Origin of the sequence: Corallococcus sp. AB032C (assembly GCF_003668935.1) — a bacterium.
GTDB lineage: Bacteria > Myxococcota > Myxococcia > Myxococcales > Myxococcaceae > Corallococcus > Corallococcus exiguus.
The window spans coordinates 12,959-38,524 of the sequence record NZ_RAWP01000099.1 but is presented as its reverse complement, the minus strand read 5'-3'; the positions used below and the strand labels follow the sequence as shown (position 1 = coordinate 38,524).

22 protein-coding genes and 5 tRNA genes are annotated in these 25,566 nt (G+C 70.0%); 10 read left to right on the top strand and 17 right to left on the bottom strand.

Features of this window, described 5'->3' with window-relative positions; all coding sequences use genetic code 11:
* The 10 genes from D7X99_RS32710 to D7X99_RS32665 form a co-directional block, all read right to left on the bottom strand.
* Positions 1-125 (bottom strand): GTP-binding protein (locus tag D7X99_RS32710; protein WP_233601620.1); only part of this gene is annotated, 125 nt, incomplete at its 3' end.
* Between the two features lie 16 nt (positions 126-141).
* A tRNA-Thr gene (locus D7X99_RS32705) sits at positions 142-217 on the bottom strand.
* A 21-nt stretch (positions 218-238) separates the two neighbouring features.
* Positions 239-314: transfer RNA gene (locus D7X99_RS32700), tRNA-Gly, on the bottom strand.
* A 9-nt stretch (positions 315-323) separates the two neighbouring features.
* A tRNA-Tyr gene (locus D7X99_RS32695) sits at positions 324-407 on the bottom strand.
* Between the two features lie 75 nt (positions 408-482).
* Positions 483-555, bottom strand: a tRNA-Thr gene (locus tag D7X99_RS32690).
* Between the two features lie 125 nt (positions 556-680).
* Positions 681-1,481, bottom strand: a complete 801-nt coding sequence (gene rlmB, locus D7X99_RS32685; RefSeq protein ID WP_121781163.1) for a 23S rRNA (guanosine(2251)-2'-O)-methyltransferase RlmB — start codon at positions 1,479-1,481, stop codon at positions 681-683.
* 5 nt (positions 1,482-1,486) lie between these two features.
* Positions 1,487-1,933 carry a hypothetical protein gene (locus D7X99_RS32680; RefSeq protein WP_199756390.1) on the bottom strand — a complete coding sequence of 149 codons (447 nt, stop codon included), beginning with the start codon at positions 1,931-1,933 and terminating at the stop codon, positions 1,487-1,489.
* A 65-nt stretch (positions 1,934-1,998) separates the two neighbouring features.
* On the bottom strand, positions 1,999-2,976 hold the full coding sequence (locus D7X99_RS32675; RefSeq protein WP_120577414.1) for a RimK family alpha-L-glutamate ligase: 978 nt from the start codon (positions 2,974-2,976) through the stop codon (positions 1,999-2,001).
* A gap of 78 nt (positions 2,977-3,054) precedes the next feature.
* On the bottom strand, positions 3,055-4,395 hold the full coding sequence (cglB, locus tag D7X99_RS32670; RefSeq protein ID WP_121781161.1) for an adventurous gliding motility lipoprotein CglB: 1,341 nt from the start codon (positions 4,393-4,395) through the stop codon (positions 3,055-3,057).
* 216 nt (positions 4,396-4,611) lie between these two features.
* On the bottom strand, positions 4,612-5,004 hold the full coding sequence (locus tag D7X99_RS32665; RefSeq protein WP_120587537.1) for a DsrE family protein: 393 nt from the start codon (positions 5,002-5,004) through the stop codon (positions 4,612-4,614).
* 156 nt (positions 5,005-5,160) lie between these two features.
* Here D7X99_RS32665 and D7X99_RS32660 point away from each other — a divergent pair, with 156 nt between their 5' ends.
* The 4 genes from D7X99_RS32660 to hrpB all read left to right on the top strand — a co-directional run bounded on the left by D7X99_RS32660 (position 5,161) and on the right by hrpB (position 10,284).
* A complete protein-coding gene (locus D7X99_RS32660; RefSeq protein WP_233613891.1) occupies positions 5,161-5,739 on the top strand; it encodes a HEAT repeat domain-containing protein in 579 nt (192 codons plus the stop codon).
* Between the two features lie 87 nt (positions 5,740-5,826).
* Positions 5,827-6,522, top strand: coding sequence for an HAD family hydrolase (locus D7X99_RS32655; protein ID WP_121781159.1), 696 nt, complete (start codon positions 5,827-5,829; stop codon positions 6,520-6,522).
* 42 nt (positions 6,523-6,564) lie between these two features.
* Positions 6,565-7,674 carry a hypothetical protein gene (locus tag D7X99_RS32650; protein WP_121781158.1) on the top strand — a complete coding sequence of 370 codons (1,110 nt, stop codon included), beginning with the start codon at positions 6,565-6,567 and terminating at the stop codon, positions 7,672-7,674.
* Positions 7,675-7,719: 45 nt separating this feature from the next.
* On the top strand, positions 7,720-10,284 hold the full coding sequence (gene hrpB, locus D7X99_RS32645; RefSeq protein WP_121781157.1) for an ATP-dependent helicase HrpB: 2,565 nt from the start codon (positions 7,720-7,722) through the stop codon (positions 10,282-10,284).
* Between the two features lie 16 nt (positions 10,285-10,300).
* On the opposite strand, the gene D7X99_RS32640 is transcribed toward hrpB, so the two are convergent.
* Positions 10,301-10,780, bottom strand: a complete 480-nt coding sequence (locus D7X99_RS32640) for a GNAT family N-acetyltransferase (protein WP_121781156.1) — start codon at positions 10,778-10,780, stop codon at positions 10,301-10,303.
* A 263-nt stretch (positions 10,781-11,043) separates the two neighbouring features.
* On the opposite strand from D7X99_RS32640, the gene D7X99_RS32635 reads away from it, so the two are divergent.
* Positions 11,044-12,093, top strand: a complete 1,050-nt coding sequence (locus D7X99_RS32635) for a hypothetical protein (RefSeq protein WP_121781155.1) — start codon at positions 11,044-11,046, stop codon at positions 12,091-12,093.
* Between the two features lie 452 nt (positions 12,094-12,545).
* Positions 12,546-13,061 carry a hypothetical protein gene (locus D7X99_RS43980; protein WP_233613888.1) on the top strand — a complete coding sequence of 172 codons (516 nt, stop codon included), beginning with the start codon at positions 12,546-12,548 and terminating at the stop codon, positions 13,059-13,061.
* Between the two features lie 112 nt (positions 13,062-13,173).
* Here D7X99_RS43980 and fdxA read toward each other — a convergent pair whose 3' ends face one another.
* From fdxA to D7X99_RS32610, 4 genes are all read right to left on the bottom strand, one after another.
* Entirely contained in the window at positions 13,174-13,509 is a 336-nt protein-coding gene (gene fdxA, locus D7X99_RS32625) for a ferredoxin FdxA (RefSeq protein WP_120566041.1), read from the bottom strand.
* 111 nt (positions 13,510-13,620) lie between these two features.
* The gene (asd, locus tag D7X99_RS32620) at positions 13,621-14,709 is read right to left on the bottom strand and encodes an aspartate-semialdehyde dehydrogenase (protein WP_121781153.1); all 1,089 of its coding nucleotides are present in this window, start codon (positions 14,707-14,709) and stop codon (positions 13,621-13,623) included.
* A 69-nt stretch (positions 14,710-14,778) separates the two neighbouring features.
* Positions 14,779-15,129: a rhodanese-like domain-containing protein gene (locus D7X99_RS32615; protein WP_169821069.1), complete on the bottom strand. Its 351-nt coding sequence runs from the start codon at positions 15,127-15,129 to the stop codon at positions 14,779-14,781.
* Positions 15,130-15,231: 102 nt separating this feature from the next.
* Positions 15,232-16,383 carry an acyl-CoA dehydrogenase family protein gene (locus tag D7X99_RS32610; protein ID WP_121781151.1) on the bottom strand — a complete coding sequence of 384 codons (1,152 nt, stop codon included), beginning with the start codon at positions 16,381-16,383 and terminating at the stop codon, positions 15,232-15,234.
* A 132-nt stretch (positions 16,384-16,515) separates the two neighbouring features.
* Between D7X99_RS32610 and D7X99_RS32605 the strand changes: the two genes are divergently transcribed.
* A tRNA-Cys gene (locus D7X99_RS32605) sits at positions 16,516-16,587 on the top strand.
* A 77-nt stretch (positions 16,588-16,664) separates the two neighbouring features.
* On the opposite strand, the gene D7X99_RS32600 is transcribed toward D7X99_RS32605, so the two are convergent.
* Entirely contained in the window at positions 16,665-18,341 is a 1,677-nt protein-coding gene (locus tag D7X99_RS32600) for a nitrous oxide reductase family maturation protein NosD (RefSeq protein WP_121781150.1), read from the bottom strand.
* Here D7X99_RS32600 and D7X99_RS32595 point away from each other — a divergent pair.
* The 3 genes from D7X99_RS32595 to D7X99_RS32585 all read left to right on the top strand — a co-directional run bounded on the left by D7X99_RS32595 (position 18,340) and on the right by D7X99_RS32585 (position 22,520).
* Positions 18,340-20,205: a SpoIID/LytB domain-containing protein gene (locus D7X99_RS32595; RefSeq protein ID WP_211484005.1), complete on the top strand. Its 1,866-nt coding sequence runs from the start codon at positions 18,340-18,342 to the stop codon at positions 20,203-20,205. The genes D7X99_RS32600 and D7X99_RS32595 overlap by 2 nt on opposite strands.
* 119 nt (positions 20,206-20,324) lie before the next feature.
* Positions 20,325-21,569: an energy transducer TonB gene (locus D7X99_RS32590; RefSeq protein ID WP_120596831.1), complete on the top strand. Its 1,245-nt coding sequence runs from the start codon at positions 20,325-20,327 to the stop codon at positions 21,567-21,569.
* Between the two features lie 51 nt (positions 21,570-21,620).
* Positions 21,621-22,520 carry a cation diffusion facilitator family transporter gene (locus D7X99_RS32585; RefSeq protein WP_121781149.1) on the top strand — a complete coding sequence of 300 codons (900 nt, stop codon included), beginning with the start codon at positions 21,621-21,623 and terminating at the stop codon, positions 22,518-22,520.
* 66 nt (positions 22,521-22,586) lie between these two features.
* Here the strand turns inward: D7X99_RS32585 and gcvP are convergent, their stop codons facing one another.
* Complete coding sequence (gene gcvP / locus D7X99_RS32580; protein WP_121781148.1) at positions 22,587-25,490, bottom strand: aminomethyl-transferring glycine dehydrogenase; 2,904 nt, start codon at positions 25,488-25,490, stop codon at positions 22,587-22,589.
* Positions 25,491-25,566 lie beyond the last annotated feature (76 nt).

Genomic DNA, 25,566 nt, shown 5'->3' with positions numbered 1-25,566 from the left:
GCGCCACCGGACTTCGCCAGCACCTTCGTGATGGCCGCCGTCAGCGACGTCTTGCCGTGGTCCACGTGCCCAATCGTTCCGATGTTCACGTGGGGCAGGCTGCGATCGAACTTTTCCTTGGACATGACACTCCTCGAAAAATGGAGCCCTGAACCAGGATTGAACTGGTGACCTCGTCCTTACCAAGGACGCGCTCTGCCAACTGAGCTATCAGGGCTTGGCGATTCACTACAACGGTTGGAGCGGGAAATGGGATTCGAACCCACGACATTCAGCTTGGAAGGCTGACGCTCTACCAACTGAGCTATTCCCGCATTGCCGAGTGGAGAGAGGTGGATTCGAACCACCGTAGGCGTTGAGCCGGCAGATTTACAGTCTGCTCCCTTTGGCCGCTCGGGCATCTCTCCAGATATTCGCTTGTCGTGCTGCTCTCTACCTCATCTTGCTGCGTCCCGGGCCCTTATCCGCGGCCCGTCCTACCTGGCCGGCGGCGGGATTTGAACCCGCGACCTACTGATTACAAATCAGTTGCTCTACCGACTGAGCTACACCGGCATCCATCCAGCAACTGCCCCGCCCTACCTCATCCCGAGCGGACCGTCAACCCCTGGCAGCGGCTTGAGCGGCGCGACCTTTTAAAAGCCCCCACTCTCCAAGTCAAGGAGATTGATCCGGGGTCGTCAGCGGGAAGGCCGACCCCGCTGTCGGGCGACCTCGTATAGCAGAATCGCGGCGGAAACCGACGCATTCAATGAACCGACCTGACCGCCCATGGGAATCCGGAGGCGGAAGTCGCAGTGCCTGAGGACGCCTTCCCTCACGCCAGCCCCCTCGGCCCCCACCACCAACGCCAGGGGCCCGTCCAGACGGGCGCTCCACAGAGGCTCGGCGCCTTCCACGTCCGCTGCCGCGACCCAGAGGCCCGCTTCCTTCAACTGCTCCAAGGCGCGGGAGATGTTGGTGACGCGCGCGATGGGGCAGTACTCGACGGCGCCCGCGGAGGCCTTGGCCACCGTGCCGGTCACCTGTACGGCGCGGTCCTTGGCCAGGACGACGCCGTGGGCCCCGAGTGCATGGGCCGAGCGGATGATGGCGCCCAGGTTGTGCGGATCCTGGATGCCGTCGAGCACGACGACGAGCGCGGGCTGCTTCTTGGCCTTCGCCACTTCCAGCACGTCCTCCAGTTCGACGTACTGGAAGCCGCGCAGCTCGGCGACGACGCCCTGGTGCACGCCGCCCTCGGCCATGGAGGTCAGCCGTTCCCGGCCGACCTTCTCTACCCGGACGCCCGCGTCACGCGCGCGGCTGAGCAGCTCGCCCGCGGCCTTGGCGCCGACCTGCCCGTCGACGATGAAGAGGCGCTCCACCGCGTCTGGGTGGGCGCGCAGGGCCTCCAGCACGGGGTTGACGCCATGGACGTAGCGCGGGGCTTCGTGGCCGCCGCGTTCACCACTGGAAGGCTTGGGGGAGCGCTCTCGCATGGGGGCTACTGGACCTCCACGGGCAGCGAGAAGGTCTTCTTCTGACGGGCGCAGATCTTCTCCGTGCAGATGAAGAAGGTCAGCGTCGCGTCCAGCGTGCCCTTGCCGGCGGACACCGCGGTGAAGGGGACCTCGAAGCGCGGATCCACGAACTGCTGGCCGTCCGCCTTCTTCGCCACCGACTGTTCACGGGTCAGCGTCTTCAGGGCGGGTGTCAGCTGCTTGCCCGTCAGCTCCAGCTTCAGCGGGGCCTCGTCGGAGACGTGGGCGCCGGGCTTCGACTTGATGGCGAGCACGAACGTGCCCTGCCCTCCGGCCTTCACCTGCGTCGACGTCCCCTCGGTGGTGACTTCGTAGAGGGTGGCGGGGTCCACGTCCTGGGCAAGCACCGGCGCGCCGACGAGCGTCAGCAGCAGGGGGGCCAGGGTCGGGAGGCGGCGGGTGCTGGGCATGGGTGTCTCCAGGAAGGCGGCGTTCGTATACCGGGGCTTCGGACGCGCGGGGAGCGCTTTCTCTTCTAACTCCGCGGCGCGTTCACCTTCACGGCGCCCTTGCGCCCCGGCGACGGCGGGGGCAGGGCCTGGGGCGTCTCCAGCGCGGCGGTCCAGACGGGGACAGCGCCGGCGACGAGGGCCTCCGCCCGCTGGATGATGGGCGTGGCCAGGTCCAGGCCCGTCGCGGCCTCCATCTCCAGGAGCGCGGGCGAGCTGTTCACTTCGAAGACCTTGGGGTGTCCCTGGACGTCCAGGATGTCCACCGCGGCCACCTCCAGGCCCACCAGCCGGGCGACCTTCTCCGCCATGGCGCGATGGCTGGGGGACAGTGGCAGGGCTTCCAGGCGGGCGCCCCGGTTCAGCGTGTGCGAGAGGCGCCCGGGGCGCGGCTTGCGCAGCACTCCGGCGATGGCCTCACCGCCCACCACGAGCACGCGCACGTCCTGGCCGGTGCTCCGCACGTACTCCTGCATGACGAGGTTGTGCCCCAGACCGAGCACCGCCTCGAGCGCGGCCTCCAGCGACTGGAGGCTTTCGCAGACCATCACGCCGTGCTTCTCCTGGCCCTGGAGGAGCTTCACCAGCACGGGCACCCCGCCCACCAGGCCGACCATCTCCTTCAGGTGGGCCGCGTCCCGGGCCATCACCGTGGCGGGGATGTCGATGCCGTGGGCGGACAGGAGCTGGAGCGCGCGCATCTTGTTGCGCGACTGCGCGATGGCCTGGGCGTGGTTCACCAAGGGCACGCGCGCCAGACCGAACTGGTTCACCACCGCGAGCCCGTAGGTGCTGATGGACAGGGCGATACGCGGGATGACGACGTCGGTGGGCGTGAGCTTCTTGCGGTCGTAGAACAGGGTCGCCTGGCTGCCCCCGTCCAGATGCATCTGCACCCGGAGCGGGTTGAGCACGCGGACCCGGTGTCCTCTCGCGCGGCCTGCTTCGACAATTCGCCGCGTGGACGAGATGGAAGCGGAGCGCGAGAGGACAGTGATTTTCATGGCGGAGGCGACCGGCCCGGCGAGGACCCTATAATCCTCGCCTCCGCCCGCGTAAAGCCGCCTCCGCCTGCCTGCCGCCTAGAGCTGGCGGATGGCGCGGACTTCGACGCTGACGGGGTCCTCCGGACGCGACGACTCCAGCTTCGCGCAGGCGCTGCCCGTGAACCGCACGCCCGGCTTCTCGGGAACCGACAGGTCCAGCGACCAGGTGTCGGGGCCCGCGAGCGTGCGCTCGCCGTTGATGTAGACGACGATGAGCTTCTCATCGGAGGGCAGCTGGCTCGGTTGGAGCTCGGTGAAGCACGGCTCGCCCGGCTGGATCGCCTCGCTGATCGACTTCAGCGCGGCCGCCAGTTCCTCGCGATTGCCCGCCTGGTAGAAGGAGCGGCCGCAAAGGCCGGTGTTGACGTCGCAGGTGTCCCCCGCGCCGCAGTCGATGCTGGCCTTGCAGTCACGTGCGTAGCCACCCGCGCGCGCCATCTCGTTGAGGACGCTGGGGCCGTCACCCGCCGACGTCTCAGCGCCGAAGCCGATGACGATGGTGGAGATCATGTTCGCCTTGAGCGCCGACACCGCCCTCACGGAGGCGTTCTTGTCGAGGCAGCCGCGCTGGAAGTACGGGCTCTGCTTGTCCGTGCACTGCGACGGCGTTTCGAGCGTGCAGCGGCACTCCGCGCTGGTTCCATCGTATTCGTTCTTGTCGTTGCAGTTGGGAAGACCGTCGGTCAGCAGGATGATGATCTGATCGCGATCTTCGGAGTTGGCCCGCAGCTGCGTGCCGACGAACTCCAGGCTCGCGCTCGTCGGCGTACCGCCCCGGGGCCGGCCAGCGCCGCCATTGGGGATACCCTGAAGCTTGTCATTGACCAGGCTCGCGTAGTCCTGGAGCTCCGTGTCTGAATCCAGTTCGAACGGAACACTGGCGCGGATGCTCAGACTGCCAGCGGCGGCGGTGGCAGGTGCGCACAGTTCGGGCACGGTCGTCGTCTGCGGCGGTGGCTTGACGGGAGGAGGCTCCGGGTAGGTCGTCAGGCCGAAACGGACCAGCTTGCCGCTCTCCGCGAGGAACGGGCCCATGGCGCCCTGGAGCTCCGACCAGCGCGTGGGGCACTTCGAGGTGTCGCAGGGATTGTTCTCCTCACACATGTAGAACTTGCCGTCTTCGGCTTGGAAGTCACACACGCGCGTGCCGTTGACGACCAGGTCCTTGTTGACCGGCTTTGTCATGGAGCCAGAGATGTCCACGAGGAGCATCACGTCCGGCTTGCTCCTGCGGGCGGTGATCACCGACTCCACGGTCGTCTGGGCGATCGCGAGCGGATCCACCGGCTCGAAGTCATACGTCTGACAGCCGGCCATCACGGCAACACCGAGCGTGCCGGCCAGCAGTGCGCTCAGGGGGGTCGACTTGGCGCGCATAGGCTTTGAGGATTCCTTCCAGGGGGGAACAACGAACTGCGAATGCCCCAGCGTAACGCGTGGACGCCCACCGAGGCTACAGCGACGCGCGGCAGGCAGGTTCCATTCAGGTAATGCTGCCAAGTTGCAACGACAGGCGATCCGCGAGGGCGAGTCCGGTTCCCCTGTCGGACATCCGCCTCCTTCCGGAGGGAGGGGATCGGCTCGGGGGTCCGATCAGAGCGTGAGGACGCGCGCGCCGTCGGTCAGCCTCCAGATGGAGGCCAGGCCCATGACCTCGTCCAGCGTGCCGTGCAGTTCCTGGGGCGACAGACCACAGATGCGCACCGTGGTGTCGCAGGCCACGAGCTTCGCGCCCAGGGCGCGCGCCTCCTCCAGCATGCGGGCCGGGGTGGGGACATTGAGCCCTTCGGCCCGGGCCGCCTCGGTGCGCTCCCGCTCGCTGTGCGCCAGGCCGAAGCCGCCGCGGACCAGCTGGCGCAGGGCCTCGAAGGCGAAGACGAAGTAGACGTCGTCGCCCATCGCGGCGGCGGTGATGCCCATGGAGGCCGCCTGATAGGCGGGCTCGTACGTGGCGTGCTGGAGGAAGAAGAAGACGCGTCCGGCCATGGTGGACCGACCTTAGCGTTATCGAGTCCGGACCGGCAGCCGTCGTATAACGGGGCTCCCCTTCCCCACCGGGAGCTCCGCATGCCGAGCCAGCCGTCCCGCCCCCGCGGTGTTCGTCCCTCGCTGGTCCCGTCCCGTTCCGCCTCCTCGCGATGGGTGGCACTGGCGGGTCTCGCCGTGCTCGCGGGCGTGGGGCCCGTGTCCGAAGCGGCTCCCGCCGGCGCGAAGGCCCCGACCGCGGCTACCGTGCCCCCTGCCGCTGTTCCCGGACCGCTGCGCACGGAGGCCCTGGGCTTGCTCTCACAACCTTCCGTGGCGCCCGAGACGGCGTGGCGCAGGTTCGGGCCGGAGGTCGTGCCCGTGCTCGCGGCGCTGGCGGAGGACACGAGCGTTCCGGATGCGCAGCGGATGCGGGCCGTGACGGCGCTGGCTCGCGTGGAGTCGCCCGAGGCGGGCCAGACACTCCAGGCGATGCTGGAGGATCCGCACCGGCCTTCGGATGTCCGCTCACAAGCCGCGGCCGCGCTGGGCCAGCGGCTGGGGTTCGAGGCCGTGAAGACGCTACAGGCCCGGCTGGAGGACCGCGACCTGCGGCTGCGTGAGGCCGTCGCCCAGGCGCTTGGCCGGCTGGGCGGTCAGCGGGTGCGCGAGGTGCTGGAGGAGCGGCTCCCCCTGGAGGACGTTCCCCAGGTGCGTGAAGCGCTCCAGCAGGGCCTCACGCTCGCGGAGCCTTGAGCCGGGCGCCGGGCATGGTGGTGGCGGCCGCCCTGGTGGGCTGCTCGGGGCTCGCGTCGGGCGGGACCTTCCGTTAGATGGGAGGCCATGCGCCCCACCGTCCTTCTTTTCGATATCGATGGCACCCTCGTCACCACCGGCGGTGCAGGCCGCCGCGCCATGGGCCTGGCCTTCGAGCAGCTCCATCGGCGGCGCGACGCGTGCGACGGCTTCAGCATGTCCGGCATGACGGACCGGGCCATCGTCCGTAAGGGCCTGGGCGTCATCGGCCAGTCCGACACCGAGGACACCATCAGCGCGGTCATCAACGCGTACGTCGCCCACCTGGGACTGGAGGTTCCCAAGGTCGATGCGCGCGAGTACCGGCTGCATCCGGGCATGCGCGAGGCCGTGACGGAGGCTCGCTCGCGGTCGGGCTTCGCGGTGGGCCTGGGCACCGGCAACGTGCGCGCGGGCGCCAAGGTGAAGCTGGACCGCGTGAGCATCCACGACCAGTTCGCCTTCGGCGGTTTTGGCTGCGACTTCGAGGACCGCGTGGCGCTCATCCGTCACGGCGCCCAGGCCGGAGCGGCGCAGCTGGGTCAGCCGCTGGAGGAGTGCCGGGTGGTGATCATCGGCGACACGCCGAAGGACGTCGCGGCCGCCAAGGGCATTGGCGCGGAGACGATTGGCGTGGGCACGGGCAACTTCACGCCCCAGGCGTTGCGCGACGCCGGCGCCGAGTGGGCCTTCGCTGATTTCTCCACCCCTGAAGCCATGGAGGCCCTGCTCGTCGGACGGTGAAGGTGTGGTATCTCCGCCGCCCCTCCGAGGAGTCGTCCACGCATGTCGTCCACGCTCGAATCCTATGAGCTGATCCGCTTCGCCGAGGCCTTCGAGGCCCGACTCGCCACGGCGGAGGAGATGGTCATCGGCAGGCCGGGGTTGGAGGCCGAGAAGCAATGGCTGGCCTCCGCGCTGGAGCGCCTGCGCGAGGCCCGTGAGCCCGCGGGCGGTCTGCTGGAACAGGTGAAGGACCTGCCGGAGCTCGACGAGGCCCGCGAGGAGTTCTCGTTCGATCAGCAGGGCCGCTGGGTGGATGCGCTGGAGAAGCTGCACGCCGGTATCACCTTCACCGCCAGCAGCCGCGCTCCCGTCATCGAGGCCCTCTTCCCCCACCTCAAGTTCCCGCAGCTGCGCCGGGCGCCCGTGGAGCTGGTCAACGAGTACGCCACGTCGTACGAGCGGCGGTTCAAGAGCGCCTACGTCACCCGCATCTTCTCCCGCGACGACTTCGCCATGGTCCGCCCCGTCGTGGATCAGGTCGCCGCGACGTTCGCCGCGTGGACCGCGAGCCTGTCCCCCACTCCCCTGCCCCCGGATCAGGAGGCGGCCCTGCGCGAGGCGCTGGTGTCGCTGGGACGGCGCCTGGACGTGGCGCTGCGGCAGGGGCGGCTGCTCGCCGAGGCCGCGCTCGTTCCCGTACCCGGTGTCTTCGAGGCCGCGGGCCTCACCCTCAAGCCCCGGAAGCGCGCGGGCAAGTCGCTCGCGCTCTCCGCCGAGGACGGTGCTTCGGACCTCTTCGGAGAGGAGGGCGACGCCGGCCAGGAGGAGGCGTTCGAGGAGGATTCCGGGGACGAATCGATGGAAGCGGCTCCCGACGAGTCGGAGGCTCCGGCGCCCCTCGAGGAGACCGTGGCGGAGGCTGGCGGCTCCGAGGCCGAGGCTTCGGACAGTGGATCCGAGGAGGTCACCGCTGCTTCCGAACCCGTCGCTCCGGAGGCTCCCGTCGCGGCGCGTCCCGCACGGCGGGGCCGGCCTCCGAAGAACGCCGCTCCGGCTGCCGAGACTACCCAGACCGACGCTCCTTCGGATGCCACCGCTTCCGGTGCTCCGGAGGCCGTGCGCCCCAAGCGACGCAAGAAGACCGACCCGTCCGAGGCTGGCACGCCTTGAGACCCGACGCGCGGTGAGTCCCCCGCCGTGAAGAGGAACCCGGACATGGCGGACGTCGCCCTTCCCATCGATGTACTCCTGCCCGACATCGTCTCCACGCTCCGGAGCTCGCGGTCGCTCGTGCTGGAGGCGCCCCCTGGCGCGGGCAAGACGACCCGTGTTCCCCGCGCGCTGCTGGAGGCCGGGCTGGGCGCGGGCAAGGAGATCGTCGTCCTCCAGCCCCGGCGGCTGCCCACCCGGCTCGCCGCGCAGCGCGTGTCCGAGGAGATTGGCGAACGCGTGGGCGAGACCGTCGGCTACCAGGTCCGCTTCGAGGACGTCCGCGGCCCCAAGACGCGCATGTCCTTCGTCACCGAAGGCGTGCTCGGGCGCCGCCTGCTCACCGACCCCACCCTGCGCGACGTGGGCATCGTCGTGCTCGATGAGTTCCATGAGCGGCATCTGTCCGCGGACATCTCGCTCGCGCTCCTGCGGCGGCTACAGGAGACGGCTCGCCCGGACCTCAAGCTCGTGGTGATGTCGGCGACCCTGGAGGCCGAGCCCGTCCGCGCGTATCTGGGCGGCGCCCCTTCCCTGCGCTCCGAGGGCCGCCGCTTCGACGTCAGCGTCGAATACCTTGCCGCCCCGGATGAGCGGCACCTGGATCAACAGGTGCTCTCCGCGCTCAAGCGCCTGTTCACCCAGGGCGTCGACGGGGACGTGCTCGTGTTCCTTCCTGGGGCCGGGGAGATCCGCCGCGCGCGCGACACCTGCGCGGAGTTCGCCGAGCGCCATGACGCCGACGTGCTCCCGCTCCACGGCGACCTCTCTCCCGCGGAACAGGACCGCGCCGTGCGCCGCAGCTCACGCCGGAAGATCATCCTGTCCACCAACGTCGCGGAGACGTCGGTCACCATCGACGGCGTCGCGGTCGTCATCGACAGCGGGCTTGCTCGCGTGGCGTCCCACTCGCCCTGGTCCGGTCTGCCGCAGCTCAAGCTGGGCAAGGTGAGCCGGGCCTCCGCCGTCCAGCGCGCCGGTCGCGCGGGCCGCACGCGCGCCGGGCACTGCGTGCGCCTCTACACCCAGCACGACTTCGACGGCCGGCCTGATCAGGAGGCCCCGGAGATCCGCCGCACCGACCTGGCCGAAACGGTGCTCTCGCTGCGCGCATCGGGCGTGAAGGACCTGACGGCGTTCCCGTTCTTCGAGCCGCCCCCCTCCCCGGCCCTGGAGGCCGCGGAGACGCTGCTGCGCCGCCTGGGCGCGGTGGACGCGAAGGGCCAGGTCACGGACGTGGGCCAGCGGCTCCTGCGCTTCCCCGTCCACCCTCGCCAGGCGCGCGTCATCGTCGAGGGCGAACGCCGGGGCGTGGGCGGTGATGCCGCCGTGCTCGCGGCCCTCATGGGCGAACGCGACATCCGACGCGAGGCTCGCGCCAACCTGGGCGGCGGGGGCCGTGCGTCCGCGCTCGTCAGCGGGCCTTCCGACCTGCTGGAGCTCCTGGAGCGCTTCCGCGAGGCCGGCCGTTCGGGCTTCGCCTCCGGCCGCATGCAGTCGCTGTCACTGGACGCGGGCGCGGTGCAGTCCGTGGAGCGCGTGCAGAAGCAGCTGCGCCGCACGGTGCGGGACCAGGGCTCCCGCCCCGGCCGCCCCGAGGACGTGGAGCAGGCGCTGATGCTCAGCGTGCTCGCGGGCTACCCGGATCGCGTGGCCCGCAGGCGGCGGCCCCGCTCCCCGGAGCTGCTCATGTTCGGCGGCGGCACCACCAGCCTGTCCGAGTTCAGCGTCGTCCAGGACGCGGAGCTGATGGTCGCCGTGGACGCGGAGGAGCGCCCCGGCCGCGGCGCCGTCGTGCGGCTCGCCAGCACCGTGGAGGCCGAGTGGCTGCTGGACCTCTACCCGGACGCGCTGGAGGAGGTGGACACCCTCCAGTGGAACGCGGACTCGCGCCGCGTGGAGCGCCTCACCCGGCTGGCCTACGGCAACCTCATGCTGGAGGAGACGCGCACTCCCGCGCCCCCGTCCGAGGAGGCCGCGCGCGTGCTGGCCGAGGCGGCCCTGGCCGCGGGCCCGGAGCGCTTCGCGGAACCCGAGGCGCTGGAGCAGTGGCGCACCCGCGTGGAGCTCCTGGGAAAGGCGTTCCCCGAAACGGGCTTCCCCACCGTGGACGCGGGCTTCATGCGCGACGCGCTGGCGTCCCTGTGCGTGGGCGCACGCAGCTTCTCCGACCTGGAGGGCGTGTCGCTGCTGGACGCGCTCTACGCGCGCCTCACCTCCGAGCAGCAGCGTCTGCTGGCGAACCACACCCCCGAGCGCGTCACCCTGCCCGGCGGGCGCGGCGTGAAGGTGCACTACGAGCCCAACAAGCCACCCTGGGTGGAGTCACGGCTGCAGGACTTCTTCGGGATGGCGCAGGGGCCCAGCGTGGGCGCGGGCCGCGTGCCGCTGGTGCTGCACCTGCTGGCTCCCAACATGCGCGCCGTGCAGGTGACCACCGACCTGGCGGGCTTCTGGGAGCGTCACTACCCGGCGATCCGCAAGGAGCTGTGCCGCAAGTACCCCCGGCACTCGTGGCCAGAGGATCCGCGCCACGCCGAGCCGCCCGCACCCCGTCCTCCGAGGCGCTGAAGCGAGCGACGCGGGACTACAGCCGCTTGTGCATCTCCAGGTGGTCGATGCCGGCCTCGTCGAAGACGGCGCCGACGGGCTGGTAGCCGTGCTTCTTGTAGAAGTCGAGCGCGTAGAGCTGGGCGTGCAACATGATGCCGCTCACGTTGCGGCGGCGCGCCTCCTCCTCCAACGACGTGAGGAGCAGCGAACCCACTCGGGCCTTGCGGTGAGCCTGGAGCACCGCCATGCGGCCAATCTGGCCCCACGTTCCGGCCTGCCCGGCGGGGGGATCCGGCAGCTTCACCAGCCGGCCGGTGCCGATGGCGTGGCCGCCCTGGTAAGCGATGACGTGGTAGGCGAGGGCGTCCTCGGCGTCGCGCTCGATGCCCTCGGGCACGTGCTGCTCCTCGATGAACACCACCTCACGGATGGCGAGGGCCTGCATGAGCTCCGCCTCGTCCTTGATGTGGGCGACGGTGACGGGTGCCGGGGAGGTCTCGGGAGGCGTCGGCATGGCTGAGGGCAAGGTACACAAAAGCCCGCGCCGCCAACAGGCGGAAAAAACCACCGCCTGCCGGCCCGCCCATGCCCTCCGCGCGGTCGGCCCGTCTCCTGCCGCCTGCCCGTGAAAGGGTTTGTCGCGAAAGCCCCGCCGTATCGGGTCATCCGGTTGCAATTGCCCCCTCACGTCGGGAGTTCCGGCGGGGTCCACTCCACGCAGGGGCGGGCGGAGCGGAGGAGGAGCATCCCGGGGAGGGCGTGGTAGGGTTCAGGCCAATGCGTACCCGTGCCCTCTTCGCCCTGTCCCTGGGCCTGCTGTCGACGCCCGCGCTCGCCCAGAAAGAGTTCTTTTTCGGAACGGGAGAGCCGCCCGTGTTCCGCGAAGCGGACATGGACAAGCGGTTCCTCCGCTCCCGCGTCAACCAGGCCCTGGTGCAGGGGACGAGCGACGCGAACTGCGCGCAGCTCGTGGGCGCGCTGCTCACCATCGTGGGCGAGTCCGCGCCGTACCTGCACAAGCGCGACGAGAACTTCTACCTGGACCCCGTGTTGATCCAGGTGCTGGGGACGCAGCTGTCCACGCCGCGCTTCCCCGCCAACATGTTCCTGGTGTCGATGATGCGCCGGGTGCTCATCGACAAGCAGCTGCCGCCGGAGTGGATGCAGACGGCGGTGGCGCTCGCGCCGTACTACCCGCCGCTGGACCTGAGCAAGCTGCGCTTCATCGCGGATGGCGTGAAGCCCGTGGACAGCTTCTTCTTCACGCTGCCCGCGATGCTGGAGCGCTACGACACGGAGGTCCTCAAGGCCAACACCACCGCGGCCAGCGTGGCGGACGCGAAGTTCCGCGACGACTACCTCGACAAGGAGGTGGCCTTCGGGGGGCTGGAGTTCATCGACGCGAAGCTGGAGAAGCCCAAGAAGAAGAGCAAGAAGGGCCCTCCCCCGGAGCCCCCCGCGCTGGTGGCCCGGCTCGTCTTCTACCTGCCGGATCCGGGCAATGACGGCCTGCTGTCCGGGCTCACCTACGGCAAGCCCAAGGTGCGGCCCTCCATCAACATCACGGCGCGGCTGAAGGACGACCAGTACACGTCGCTGACGCAGCTGCCGAAGGGAGCGCGCGTGCTCCTGCGCGGCCGCTTCTGGGAGTACCGCAAGCAGCTCAAGGAGCTGGAGGTGCGCGACGCGTACCTCTTCCAGGACCGCGACTGGGCCCAGAATCCCGCGCTCGCGGATCCCAACGCCGTGGCGGCCTGTCCGCTCGCGTTCAACGACCTGACGGGCACCGCGCCCGTGCAGCCGGGCGGCTTCGGTGGCAAGCGCTGAAGCGCGCCGTCTCGCGTTCCGCACGCCCATCCCGGGGGCGGCACCCCTGCCGTGCCGCCTCCTTCCGCGCCCTCCTCCCGGGAGCGCGCCCCGCCTGACTGGCACGGCCGCTGCTCATGCCCGCGCATCCCTTGCGTGCGAGGCATGCCATGAAGGTCGAAGGTCAGGACGTCCCTTCCGGAAACGAAAAGGCCCCCCCGGAGAAGGACGCGTTCAAACAGGTCCTCCAGCGGACCTCCGGAAGGCCTGACACCCCACCTCGTCCCGGGGCCCGCCGCGAACCGGTGGCTCCTGGGACCCTTCCGAAGCCCGGCCTCCTCCGTACTGGTGGACAGGAGCCAGCAACACGGGCCACTCCGGCGCTTCCCGGCGTCCGTGCGGCGGGGACCCTCCTCTCGACGACGCGCAGCGCTCTGGGAAGCCCGGAGACGCTCCGCCAGGCCCGGCAGGGCATGCACGTGGAGGTGCAGCGGCTGGGGTCGGTGCGCCAGGAGGCGCTCGCGGACGGCGGCACGCAGGCCTCCCATCGTGTGACGGAGTTGCTGGCCCGCGAGGTGGAGCGCTCCTTCCGCGCGGAACCCCGTCCGGCGCCGTGTCCCCTCCCCTCTCCCACGCGTGACGACCGTTCCGCGGAGAGCCTGTCGCGCGGCTCCACGCCCGAAGGTGCTCGCGCGGCGAGTGGAACCACGGAGAGTGCCGCACCGGCCAGCCCTCCCGTCGCGCAGGTCGAGTCCACCCTGGCGCTCATCGAGAAGATCGAGGTCTTCGTGAAGTCCCAGCGGCCGGCGCTGGGCCTCAGCCTGCGCGGTTCGCTGGAGGCCACCGTGGAGGTGGAGCGCACGGGGCCCCGGGAGGTGGCGCTGCGCATCCAGGGCCGCCATGGGCCCGTTCCCACCGAGGACGTGGCGCGGCTGCGCGACGCGCTGGAGGCCCGGGGGCTGCGGCTCAGCGTCCTCCAGGCGGGGTGAACGTCCGACGATGCCCTTCCCCGGCCAGACTCCAGGAACGACGAAGGCCCTCACGCCAGGGGGCGCGAGGGCCTGCATCACGACGGGCGCGCTCGGGCGATTCGGCCCGCGGCTACTTCCCGCCGGCGGGGTTCAGCTCCGCGCGCTTGCCCTTCTTGTCCTTGTACTCCTCGGCTTCGGGCAGGGCTGCCTTCTTCTCCGCGATGTTGGGCCACTTGGAGGCGAAGTCGGTGTTGAGCTTCTTGTACTCCGACCACTCCGAGGGCAGCTCGGTCTCGGGGAAGATCGCCTTGGTCGGGCAGACGGGCTCGCAAGCGCCACAGTCGATGCACTCGTCCGGGTGGATCACGAGGAAGTTCGCGCCCTCGTAGAAGCAGTTGACCGGGCACACCTCGACACAGTCGGTGTACTTGCACTTGATGCAAGGCTCGGCGACGACGTAGGCCATGTGGATGTCTCCTCTGTGCGGAATTCCGCGCGTCCGTGGCCGCGCACAGTAGATGGTTGCGGCCAGTGTTGGCACCCTGAATTTAGGTACCAGCCCGGCCCGCTTCCCCGGTCAGCCCAGCAAGCCCTGCGCCCGCAGCAACTCCGCGACGAGGATGGCGCCCTTTGCGGCTCCCATCTTCGTGTTGTGGGAGACGAGCACGTACTTGAAGCCGTTCTCCAGCACACCGTCCTCGCGGATGCGGCCCACCGTGGTGGCCATGCCGCCGTGGGTGTCCCGGTCCATGCGGGGCTGGGGGCGGAACGGGTCGTCCAGCACTTCAATCCACCGGGGCGGAGCGGACGGAAGGTCCTTCGCCACCTGAGCGCCCTGCCACTCGCGCATCGCCTGGGCGACCTCCGCCACGGTGGCCTTCTTCCCGAGCGACACGAAGACGGACTCGGTGTGGCCTTCCAGGACGGCGACGCGGGTGCAGGTGCAGGAGACGCGCACGTCGTGCGGGGTGAGCGAAGCGCCCGCGGGGTTGAGCCCCCCGAGGATCTTCTTCGTCTCCACCTCGACCTTGTGCTCCTCCTTGGGGATGTAGGGCACGACGTTGTCGAGGATGTCCAGGCCGATGACGCCGGGCGAACGTCCGGCGCCGGACATGGCCTGGAGGCTGGTCATCAGCACGGCCTTCACGCCGAAGCGCTCGGCCAGGGGGGCCAGCGTCACGGCCAGGCCGGTGGTGGTGCAGTTGGGGATGGGGACGATGAAGCCCTTCCACCCGCGCAGCCTGCGCTGCTCGTTGATGAGCGGGGCGTGGGCGGCGTTCACGGGGGGGAGGAGCAGGGGCACGTCCGCGTCGTAGCGGAAGGCGCTCGCGGCGGAGAACACAGGGATGTCCCGGGCCAGGCGCGGCTCGATTTCACGGGCGACGTCCGCCTCCACGGCGGAGAAGGCGATGTCGTAGTCCTTCGCCTGGACGGCGTCGCCGCTGACCACGGTCATGCGGGCGATGGACTCAGGGAGAGGCTCCGGGACGAACCAGGCCAGCATGCCGTTGGAGGCGCGCAGGGCGTCCGCGTACGATTTTCCAGCGGAGCGCGGCGAAGCGGCGAGCCCGGTCAGCTCGATGAACGGGTGGTCCTTGAGGGCAGCGATGAACTGCTGGCCCGCGAGTCCGGTGGCGCCAATGAGTACGGCGCGAAGCTTGGCCATCGTGGGGGATCTCCGGTGGGGGAGGCAGGGCGCTCCTTACACCGTTTCACGACGCGCTGCATCCGCCGCTCAACGGTGGGCGTGGGAGGGGGCGCGTGCGTGGCGCTCCGTGGGGTAGCCCCCCGTCACCCAGGCGTGGAGCCCGCCGGCGAGACACACGGCGTTGCGCCCCCTCAGGCGCAACACGCGGCAGATGCGGCGGATGTCCGCGCAGTCCTGGGTGGTGCCGCACAGGACGATGAGCTCGTCGTCCGGCAGCATCGCCAGGTCCCGGGCAATCTCCGAGGCCGTCATGCGCAGCGCGCCGGGGATGTGGATCTCGAACCGCTCCCAGTCCATCGCGTCGCGGCAATCCAGGACGAGCACCTCCTCGTCCCCCAGACGCATGAACAGCTCCTCGCAAATGATGCTGGGCTCCACCGGGACCTCCCCGAGGCGACAGACTCCATCGAACATGAACCGGAGGGCTTTTTCCCCTCTTCCCGCCTGTCCGCCCGCCTGCTTCCCGGAAGGCCCGCGGGCTCAGAGGCCCAGTTGCTTCGCGATGATTTCGTTCATCACCTCACTGGTGCCGCCGCCGATGGGCCCCAGCCGCGCGTCGCGCCAGTGGCGCTGGATGTCGTACTCCATCATGTAGCCCGCGCCGCCGTGGAGCTGGAGGCACTCGTCGGCCACGCGGCAGCAGGTCTCCGTGGCGACCTTCTTGGCCATGGAGGTCTGCGCGACGGCGTACTCGCCGGCCACGTGCAGGCGCAGCGCGTGGTAGGTGAGCTGCCGCGCGCATTCCCGGGCGGTGTGCAGGTCCGCCAGTTTGTGGCGCACCACCTGGAAGCCGGCCAGCGTCTGATTGAAGGCGCGGCGCTGCTTCACGTGCTCGAGCACCGTCTCCAGCATGTCGTCCATGGCGCCCACCGCGCCCAGCGCGAGCGACAGGCGCTCCCACTGGAAGTTGCCCATGATCTGCGAGAACCCCTGCCCCTCCACGCCCAGCAGGTTCTCCGCGGGCACGCGGCAGTCCTCGAAGAAGAGCTCCGCCGTGTCGGACGCGCGCCAGCCCACCTTTTGGAGCTTGCGTCCCACGCTGAAGCCCGGCGTGCCCCGCTCCGCCACCAGCATGGACAGGCCCTTGTGGCCTCGCGACGGGTCGGTCTTCACCGCCAGCACCACGAAGTCCGCCCGCACCCCGTTGGTGATGTACGTCTTGGAGCCGTTGACGACGAAGTGGTCGCCGTCGCGGCGGGCGGTGGTGCGCAGCCCCGCCACGTCCGAGCCGGCGTCCGGTTCGGTGATGCCCAGGGCGCCAATCTTCTCCCCCCGGATTGCGGGGGCCAGCCAGCGCTGCTTCTGGGCCTCCGTGCCGAACAGGTGCAGGGGACCGGTGGCGATGGTGAACTGCCCGCCCAGCCCCGCGGCCACGCCGCCGGAGCCGCAGCGGCCCAGCTCCTCCAGGAGCACCGCCTCGTACAGCTCCCCGGCCGCCGTGCCCCCGTAGGCCTCCGGGTACTTCAGGCCCAGGAAGCCCAGCTCACCGAAGCGCATGAAGATCTCCCGGGGGAACTCCTCCCGGGCCTCCCACTCCGCCGCGAACGGGCGCAGCTCCTTGTCCACCACCGCCCGGACAGTGCGGCGGAAGGCTTCGTGCTCCTCTTGGAAGACGCCATGGCCGTGCAGCATCGTGTGATCCCTCACTTGTCAGGGCCTGACACCCCGCGCCGTATCGTAGCGGGACGAGAAGCGGGGCTGGATGGTGTTGCTTCCTTGACCGGCTCCTGCCGGGCTGCGTATAACCCCGGCCCCAATCGCTGCGGCGCCATAGCCAAGTGGTAAGGCAAAGGTCTGCAAAACCTTCATTCCCCGGTTCGAATCCGGGTGGCGCCTCATAAGACAAAAGGCCCGATGCGGAAGTCTCCGCATCGGGCCTTCTGCTTTTCCGGGGGTGCTTTCCCGGGTGGGGCCTAGCAGCCCATTTCCACCGCGCCGATGTCCGGGGCCGCGCCGCAGAAGGGCTGGCCCTCGTCCTGTCCCTTGTCCTGGGCGGAGGCGGACGGGGCGAAGGTGTCCGACACCGTCACGTCACCGCCGTTGGAGGTGGTGTCCTTCGCGGCGGCCTTGAAGGCGTCCAGGGCCTGGAGCTGGCCGTTGGTCTTGAACTGCGCGCCGGAAGGATAGAGGTTGTTGCTCATCTGGAGGCCGGGGGCCTGGCCGCCCACGTCCACGCTGACGGGCGCGTCCACGATGTTGTTCTCCACGCGCAGCGACTCCGTGGGGCCGCCCGTGCCGTGGCCCAGGATGATGCCGGCCTTGGCGCGGGTGATGGTGTTGTTCACCACCACGGCGCCCTTGGAGTTCTCCAGGCGGATGGCGGTGCCTTCGCCGCCGCCCGCGTCGGTGATGTCGTGCACGCGGTTGCGGCGCACGACGACGGCCTGGGGCACGGGGCCCTCGTGGTTGCCGCCCACGGCGATGCCCTTGGAGGCGTCATACAGCTCGTTGTCCTCCACCAGCACGTTGTTGGCGGAGTAGTGGATGACGAGCGCCTCGCCCTTGGCCGTGTCGGACGCCACGAAGTGGTGCATCCGGTTGTTGCGGATGATGACGTCGTGGCACGTCTTGATGTCCACGGCGTTCTCCCGGTTGTTGAAGAGGTGGTTGTTCTCCACCAGCAGGCCGGTGGCGGGCGGCAGGTCGCTGAAGCCCTCGGGCCCCAGGCACTGCACGGAGTCACCGGACACGTCGTGGATGTCGTTGTTGCGCACCGTCGCGTCGTAGGACGCGGGCTGCATCACGATGCCGTGCGAGTCCTTGTTGCCGGTGGTGCGCACGAAGTCGTGGATGTTGTTGTTCTCGATGGTGGGGCCCTTGGCGTTGTTGAACAGGGTGACGCCCGCGCCGCCCGTGCCGTTGTGCAGCTCCGAGTTGGCCAGCACCGTGCCCTGCACGTCGCCCTCGAAGGTGACGCCGAAGATGGGCTGTCCCTCCACGTCGATGTCGAACCCGTCGATGACCCAGTTCGCGCGGCGCACCTGCACCGCCGCGCCAGAGCCGCTGCCCGGGGTGAGCTTGGGACGGCCCTCGCCCTGGAGGGTGATCTTCGCCTCGGGCGTGCCGGCCTTGGTGTTGTCGCCCAGCACCACGCGCTCGGCGTAGGTGCCCGCGAGCACGCGGATGCGGTCGCCGGGGCCGGCCTTGCTCACCGCCATGGCGATGGTCTTCAGCGGCGCGGCCTCTGTGCCCTGGGCGCCGTCGTCGCCGTTGGGCGACACCACCCAGTCATGGGCGGGCGTGGTGGCGGGGGTCTCCTGCATCGCCTGGGCACTGACGGCGGGCTGGGGACCAGGCTCCGCGATGGGCGTGTGGTCCGCATGCTCTGGCATCTGCGCGGCGGGCGTGTTCTCCACCGGCTGCACGCCGATGGGGGGCGCCTTGCCCGGAGCGGAGGGAGTCTTCTCGACCTTGGGGGTCCCCGTGTTCGTCGCGGGTGCCTGGGTACCGGCGCCCGACGAACCGCCAGTGCCTCCGCCAGAGCCACCGCCGCCGCCACAAGCGGTCAGCCCAAGAGCCAGGGTGCAGGCAGCCAGGGAGGCCACCAGGGTGTGTCGCGTCTTCAAGCCGTTGCCTCCAAGAATTTGCATGAGCAGGGGCAACGCACGGCGTTGGGCGTTCTATTCACTGCCGGTCATCCAGGGCGAGACGCGCCGCAGCGGGAGGGAGAACCGTGACGCTCGGCCCCATGGCGGCTACGGTGCCGCCGCCGTGTCCAAAGCCGTCCTGCTCCTGACCGCCCTGCTGCTCGCCTCCTGCGCCACGCCGGCGCCCTCACCTGCTCCGAGCACCCGGGGCCTGGGCGAGCCGGAGGTCTCCGTCCCCACGAAGCCCGCTGACGCGGGCGTGAAGCCCCCCGCTCCGAGTGGCCTGGAGGATCCGCTCACGTCGGGTCTGCCCGGGCCGCAGGACCTGAAGCGCCTGGACTTCCGCAACGGCGAGCCGCGCCTCCCCATCAAGCTGATGGAGGGACGCGAGGTCGTGACGTTCTCGCCGCGAGCACGGATGCGGCTGCGCTTCGGCGGACCGGGAGACAAGGTGCTGGACGCGCCCGCGGGCTCGCGCTGGACGGTGCGGGTGACGCAGGGCGAACCGGCCCAATGGAGCGCGCGGGTGCAGTTGGGCGAGTTCCGTTTCGCGGACAAGGCGGGGCTCGCGGAGGCGCAGGAGACGTGGCGCGCGCGAGGGCTCGCGGTGCGCACGCACACACTGGGCTCCGTGTACGGCATCGCGGGGAAGGTCATCGACAACCGGCGCTACCTCCTCCTGGGGGAAGAGGCGCTGACGCCCGAGGCCGCGGCGAAACAGCAGGCGGAGCTGCTGCGCCGCTACGGCCTGCGCACCACGCTCTTCGAGGAGGTCCGCAAGCCGTCCCGCGCCATCCTGGAGCTGAAGGACGAGAACGACGCCGTGGTGGGCCTGGCGCAAGACAGGCTGGACGCGGAGACGCCGGACGGCACCGGCTTCGACGTGCGCCAGGTGGAGTACGGCGTGGGCTACGACTTCCACGCCTTCGAGGACCGCAGCTTCCGCGGCGCGCTCCAGTTCGCGGTGGACCGCGGCGGCAAGCTCGCGGTGGTGAACGTGGTGGGCCTGGAGGACCTGCTCAAGGGGCTGGTGCCGTCCGAAATCTTCGCGCGCGCGCACCCGGAGGCGCTCAAGGCCCAGGCCGTCACCGCGCGCGGCGAGGTGCTGGCGAAGGTGGGCATCAAGCACCTGGCGGATCCGTACCTCCTCTGCTCGGAGCAGCACTGCGCGGTGTACCGGGGCCGCACGGGCGAGGCGGCCAGCACCACCGCCGCGGTGGAGGCGACCCGGGGCCAGGCCCTCTTCAGCCAGGAGGGCCGGCTGGTGGACTCCGTCTACAGCGCCGTGTGCGGCGGCCACACCGAGGACAACGACGTGGTGTGGGGCGGCCCGCCGGACCCGAGCCTGCGCGGGCGGCCGGACCTGCTGGAGCCCGCGCCGGACGTCCCCGGCCCGTCCAACCTCAAGGCGTGGCTGGCGACGTCGGACGTGCCCGCCGCGTGCAAGCTGTCCAGCTTCGCGCAGCCCACGAAGTTCCGGTGGGAGAAGCGCTTCACGCAAAACCAGGTGGACGCGCTCACGGAGAAGCTGGGCGTGGGGTCCATCCAGGGGCTCGCCCTGTCCGAGCGCGGGGTGTCCGGGCGCGCCCGGCTGCTCACCGTGTCAGGGACGAAGGGCGCCACCCAGGTGCGCGGGGAGCTGAACATCCGGCGGCTCTTCGGGATGCTCAACAGCAGCATGGCCACCGTGGAGGCCGAGCGGGACGCCGAGGGCCGGCCCACCGGATGGCTGTTCCGGGGCGGCGGCTGGGGCCACGGCGTGGGCATGTGTCAGACAGGCGCCATCGGCCGGGCGGAGGCCGGGCAGAGCTATCCGGAGATCCTTCGCTTCTACTTCAACGGGGCGGAGGTCGCCCCCATCTACTGAGATGAAGCGGACAATTCGAACGCACCAACGCACGCGCTCGCGAATCTCTTCCATGTCCCGGGTGTTACGGGCCGCACGTTCGGGACTGTAGAAGCGGTCCGGAGGTTTATCATCAGGCCGTGGGCACGGGTTCCTCGACAGACTGGCGTCAGCGGCGCGCGCGGAAGCAGCGTGGGCCCTTGCGCTACCTGGTGGCGGGCATCCTGGCGCTCCTGGCCCAGGTCGCCTTCGTGGGCTTCGTGCTCCTGGTGTCGGCCGTGCAGGCGAACTTCCCCCATGAGAAGCGCCCCGCCCGGCCCACGTCCGTGGCGGTGAGGCCGCTCACGTCGGACCAGTGGGCGAAGAACCGGGGGGCGGTGACGCCGCAGCAGACGAAGCCCCGCCCCACGGAGAAGCGCGAGCCGAAGGAAGAGAAGAAGCCGGACGAGACGAAGCCCCAGGGCCAGGTGGTGGACGTGGCGCCGGGGAATGATCAGCAGTCCCCGGACGCGAAGTACCTGGCCGAGCACAACAACACGACGGAGAAGGAGACGCGCGCGCGCGACCAGACGGCCTTCTACCGCAACGCCATGCCCCAGAAGACCGCTCCCCAGAAGCAGGAGGGCGCGGCGCAGGACCAGGTGCAGCCCCCCCGCGTGTCCGGCAACAACGGCACGGGCGCGGACGACCGGGCCCAGTCCCAGGGTGGCAAGAAGCCCGTCTTCGAGATGCCGGAGACGCGCCGCAAGCAGGAGATCGCCATGAAGACGGATCCGCGCGAGCGCGGCCCGGGCATGGCGGTGAAGAACCAGTCGGAGAGCGACGCCACGCAAGGCAACGCCAAGCGCCTGCGCATCCAGCCCGGCCAGGGCGAGGAAAGCGAGCAGGAGGGCTCCACGGGCCGGGTGGGTTCCCCGGGCCTGGCCACGCTGATGCCGTCGCAGGCGGCCATGGACAAGGTGGTGGGCGCGGCGCCCAACGACATGCTCCGGGACCAGGAGGAAGGCGACGGCACCTTCCTCAACACGCGCGAGTGGAAGTACGCCAGCTTCTTCAACCGCGTGAAGCAGAGCGTGGGCATGCACTGGAACCCCAACGAGCAGCTGCGCATGCGCGACCCGACGGGGAACATCTACTCCGGGCGCGACCGCCAGACGCTGCTGACCATCACCCTGGACGAGCGCGGCGCGGTGAAGGACATCCAGGTGGAGAAGAGCAGCGGCCTGGACTTCCTGGACATGGAGGCCGTGGCGTCCTTCAAGCGCGCGCAGCCCTTCCCCAACCCGCCGTCCGGCCTGCTGAGTCAGGACGCGACGGTGCGCTTCCAGTTCGGCTTCTTCCTGGAGATGGGCGGCGGCCCCCGGATGCGGCTGTTCCGACAGTAGGACCCACGGAGGCCTCGCGGTGGACGGCGCAGGGCACTACCCTGCCCCGCCGTGGAAGCCTCTCTCGTCGACCGTGGCGCCGCGCTCCAGGAGCGCAACCGGAAGGTCCGCTTCGTCCTCTTGGCCATCCTCGTGGCCAACTGGGTCGTGGCCGTGGCCAAGCTCGCCTTTGGCCTCATGGCCCAGTCCGCGTCGGTGACAGCGGACGGGTTGCATTCGTTCATCGACGGCGGCTCCAACGTGCTGGGCCTGGTGGCCATGGGGGTCGCGTCGCAGCCGGCGGACGCGGACCACCCCTACGGTCACGGCAAGTTCGAGGCGCTCGCGTCGCTGGGCATCGGCGCGATGATTGGCGTGGGCATGCTGGAGCTGGGGCGCATGGCGTTCGACTCGCTCCTGCACGACAAGCACCCCACGGTGTCGGTGACGATGGCGGCGGTGATGGTCGCCACGCTGTTCATCAATCTGGCCGTCACCCGCGTGGAGCGGCACTACGGGCAGAAGTACAAGAGCTCGCTGCTGCTCGCGGACGCGCAGCACACGCTGTCGGACGTGTTCGTGACCATCGCCGTGCTCATCTCCATTGGCCTGGTGGCGATGGGCTTCCCGCGCGCGGACGGACTGGTGGCGCTGGCCGTGATGGTCTTCGTCGCGTGGGTGGCCTACGGCATCGTCCGGCAGGCGGTGGGCATCCTCTCCGACACCGCGCGCCTGGACCCGGCGCAGGTGTCCCAGCACACGCTGGCGGTGTCCGGCGTGCGCTCCTGCCGCGACGTGCGCAGCCGGGGCATGGAGGAGAGCGTCTACGTGGACCTGAAGATTGAAGTCGACCCGCAGCTCACCACCGCGCAGGCCCACGAAGTGGCCGACAAGGTGGAGGAGACGCTGCAAGGCGCCTATCCGCAGGTGGTGGACGTGGTGGTCCACGTGGAGCCCGCGCAGGCCCGCTAGAAACACGAGGGCCGCCTTCCGATGCGCTGGAAGACGGCCCCGGTGACTGCTGCTGTCGAAGACGGCTTAAGCGACCTTCTGCGCGGGCGTGTCGTAGTCCTCGATGGGAGGGCACGAGCACACGAGCTTGCGGTCACCCAGCACGTTGTTCAGGCGTCCCACGGACGGCCAGAACTTGTTGTCGCGGACCCACGGCGTGGGGAACACGGCCTGCTCGCGGGTGTACGGGCGGTTCCACTCCGGCGCGGTGAGCGTGCGCGCGGTGTGCGGCGCGTTCTTCAGGACGTTGTTGTCCTTGGGCGCGCGGCCCTCTTCCACGTCGCGGATCTCCTGGCGGATGGCGATCATCGCGTCGCAGAAGCGGTCCAACTCCGCCTTGGACTCGGACTCGGTGGGTTCAATCATCAGCGTGCCCGCCACCGGGAACGACACGGTGGGCGCGTGGAAGCCGTAGTCCATGAGGCGCTTGGCCACGTCCTCCACCTCCACGCCCGCGGTCTTCTTGAGCGGGCGCAGGTCCACGATGCACTCGTGGGCCACCCGGCCGCGCTTGCCCCGGTAGAGCACCGGGTAGTGCGGCTGGAGCCGCTCCGCGACGTAGTTGGCGTTGAGGATGGCCATCTTCGTGGCCTGCGTCAGGCCCTCGCCGCCCATCATCTGGATGTACATCCAGGAGATGAGCAGGATGCTGGCGCTGCCCCACGGCGCCGCGGAGATGGCGCCGATGGCGTCCCCCCCGCCCGTCTGCATGACGGGGTGTCCAGGGAGGAACTTCACCAGGTGGGACGCGACGCAGATGGGGCCCATGCCCGGGCCGCCACCGCCGTGCGGGATGCAGAACGTCTTGTGCAGGTTGATGTGGCAGACGTCCGCGCCCACCAGGCCCGGCGCGGTGAGACCCACCTGCGCGTTGAGGTTGGCGCCGTCCATGTACACCTGGCCGCCGCGCTCGTGGATGGCGGAGCAGATCTCGCGGATCTCCTCCTCGAACACGCCGTGCGTGGAGGGGTACGTCACCATCAGCGCGGCCAGCTTGTCCTTGTGCAGGTCCGCCTTGGCGCGCAGGTCGTTCAGGTCGATGTTGCCGTTCTCGTCGCACTTCGTGACGACGACCCGATAGCCGGCCATCACCGCGGAAGCCGGGTTGGTGCCGTGCGCGGAGGACGGGATGAGGCACACGTCGCGGTGCCCCTGCCCGCGCGCCTGGTGGTAGGCGCGAATCACGAGCAGGCCCGCGTACTCACCCTGGCTGCCCGCGTTGGGCTGCAGCGAGCACCCGGCGAAGCCCGTCACCTGCGACAGCGCGTGCTCCAGCTGCTCGAAGATGACCTTGTAGCCGGCCGCCTGCGAGGTGGGCGCGAACGGGTGCAGCTTGCTGAACTGGGGCCACGTCACCGGGATCATCTCCGCGGTGGCGTTGAGCTTCATGGTGCAGCTGCCCAGCGGAATCATGGAGTGCGTGAGGGACAGGTCCTTCGCCTCCAGCCGGCGCACGTACCGCAGCATCTCCGTCTCGGAGTGGTAGCGGTTGAAGACCGGGTGCGTGAGGTACGCGCTCTGGCGGCGCAGCTCGGGGGCGAGCGGGCTCTCCAGGCCTTCGGCGACCTCGTCCAGGTTCACCGGGGACGCGGACTTGTTCGCACCCTGGATGAAGGCCGCGAGGATGTCTTCCACGTCCTTGGCGCGCGTCGTCTCGTCCAGCGCCAGGCCGAGCGTCTTCTCATCGATGCGGCGGAAATTCATCTTCGCGCCTTCCGCGGCGGCCAGCACGCCCCGCACCTGCGGGGCCGTCAGCTCCACGCGCAGCGTGTCGAAGAACTGCTCGTGCTTCGGCTTGAAGCCCAGCTTCGCCAGGCCGCGCGACAGCACCACGGTGAGCCCGTGCACGCGCTCCGCGATGGCCTTGAGGCCTTCCGGCCCGTGGTAGACGGCGTACATGCCGGCCATCACGGCCAGCAGCACCTGCGCGGTGCAGATGTTGCTCGTGGCCTTCTCACGGCGGATGTGCTGCTCACGCGTCTGCAGCGCCATGCGCAGCGCGGGCCGGCCCCCGGAGTCCTCGGACACGCCGATGAGGCGGCCCGGCATCACGCGGGTGTACGCGCTCTTCGTGGCGAAGTAGGCGGCGTGCGGGCCGCCGTAGCCCAGCGGCACGCCGAAGCGCTGCGCGCTGCCCACCACCACGTCCGCGCCGAACTCGCCGGGCGCGGTGAGCAGCGTCAAGGCCAGCAGGTCCGCCGCGACGACGAGCAGGCCGTCCGCCGCGTGCACCTTCTCGCCGAAGGCGCGGTAGTCGTGCGCCACGCCGTCCGTCGCCGGGTACTGCACCAGCGCGCCGAAGAACTTCTTCTGGGACAGGTCCACCGTGCGGTGGTCGCCCACGACGACCTCCACGCCCAGCGGGAGGGCGCGCGTACGCACCACGTCCACCGTCTGCGGGTGGCAACCGTCGGAGACGAAGAACGCGCCCCCCGCGTCGGTGCCCTTGGCGTGCAGCGCCAGCGCCATGGCCTCCGCCGCGGCGGTGCCTTCATCCAGCATGGAGGCGTTGGCCACTTCCATGCCGGTGAGGTCCGTCACCATGGTCTGGAAGTTGAGCAGCGCTTCCAACCGGCCCTGGGCGATTTCGGCCTGGTAGGGCGTGTACTGGGTGTACCAGCCCGGGTTCTGGAAGATGTTGCGCAGGATGACGTTGGGGACGTGGGTGTCGCTGTAGCCCATGCCGATGAAGGACCGGAACACCTGGTTCTTCGCCGCGATGGCCTCCAGCTGCGCCAGCACCTCGTTCTCACCCTTGCCCGCGGGCAGCCGCAGGGGCTCCGGGGAGCGGATGACGGGCGGCACGGTGGACTCCACGAAGGCGTCCAGCGAGTCCACGCCCAGCGTGGACAGCATCTGCTTCACTTCAGGGGTCTCCGGACCGATGTGCCGGCCGGCGAAGGACTCCTGGTACTTCCAGTTGAGGGACATGGTCGGAAGGCTCGCGTGAGGTGCGGTAGGAAGTTCGGCGTCCGAGCGGGCTCGGCGCTCCATGGAGCGTCTCTAA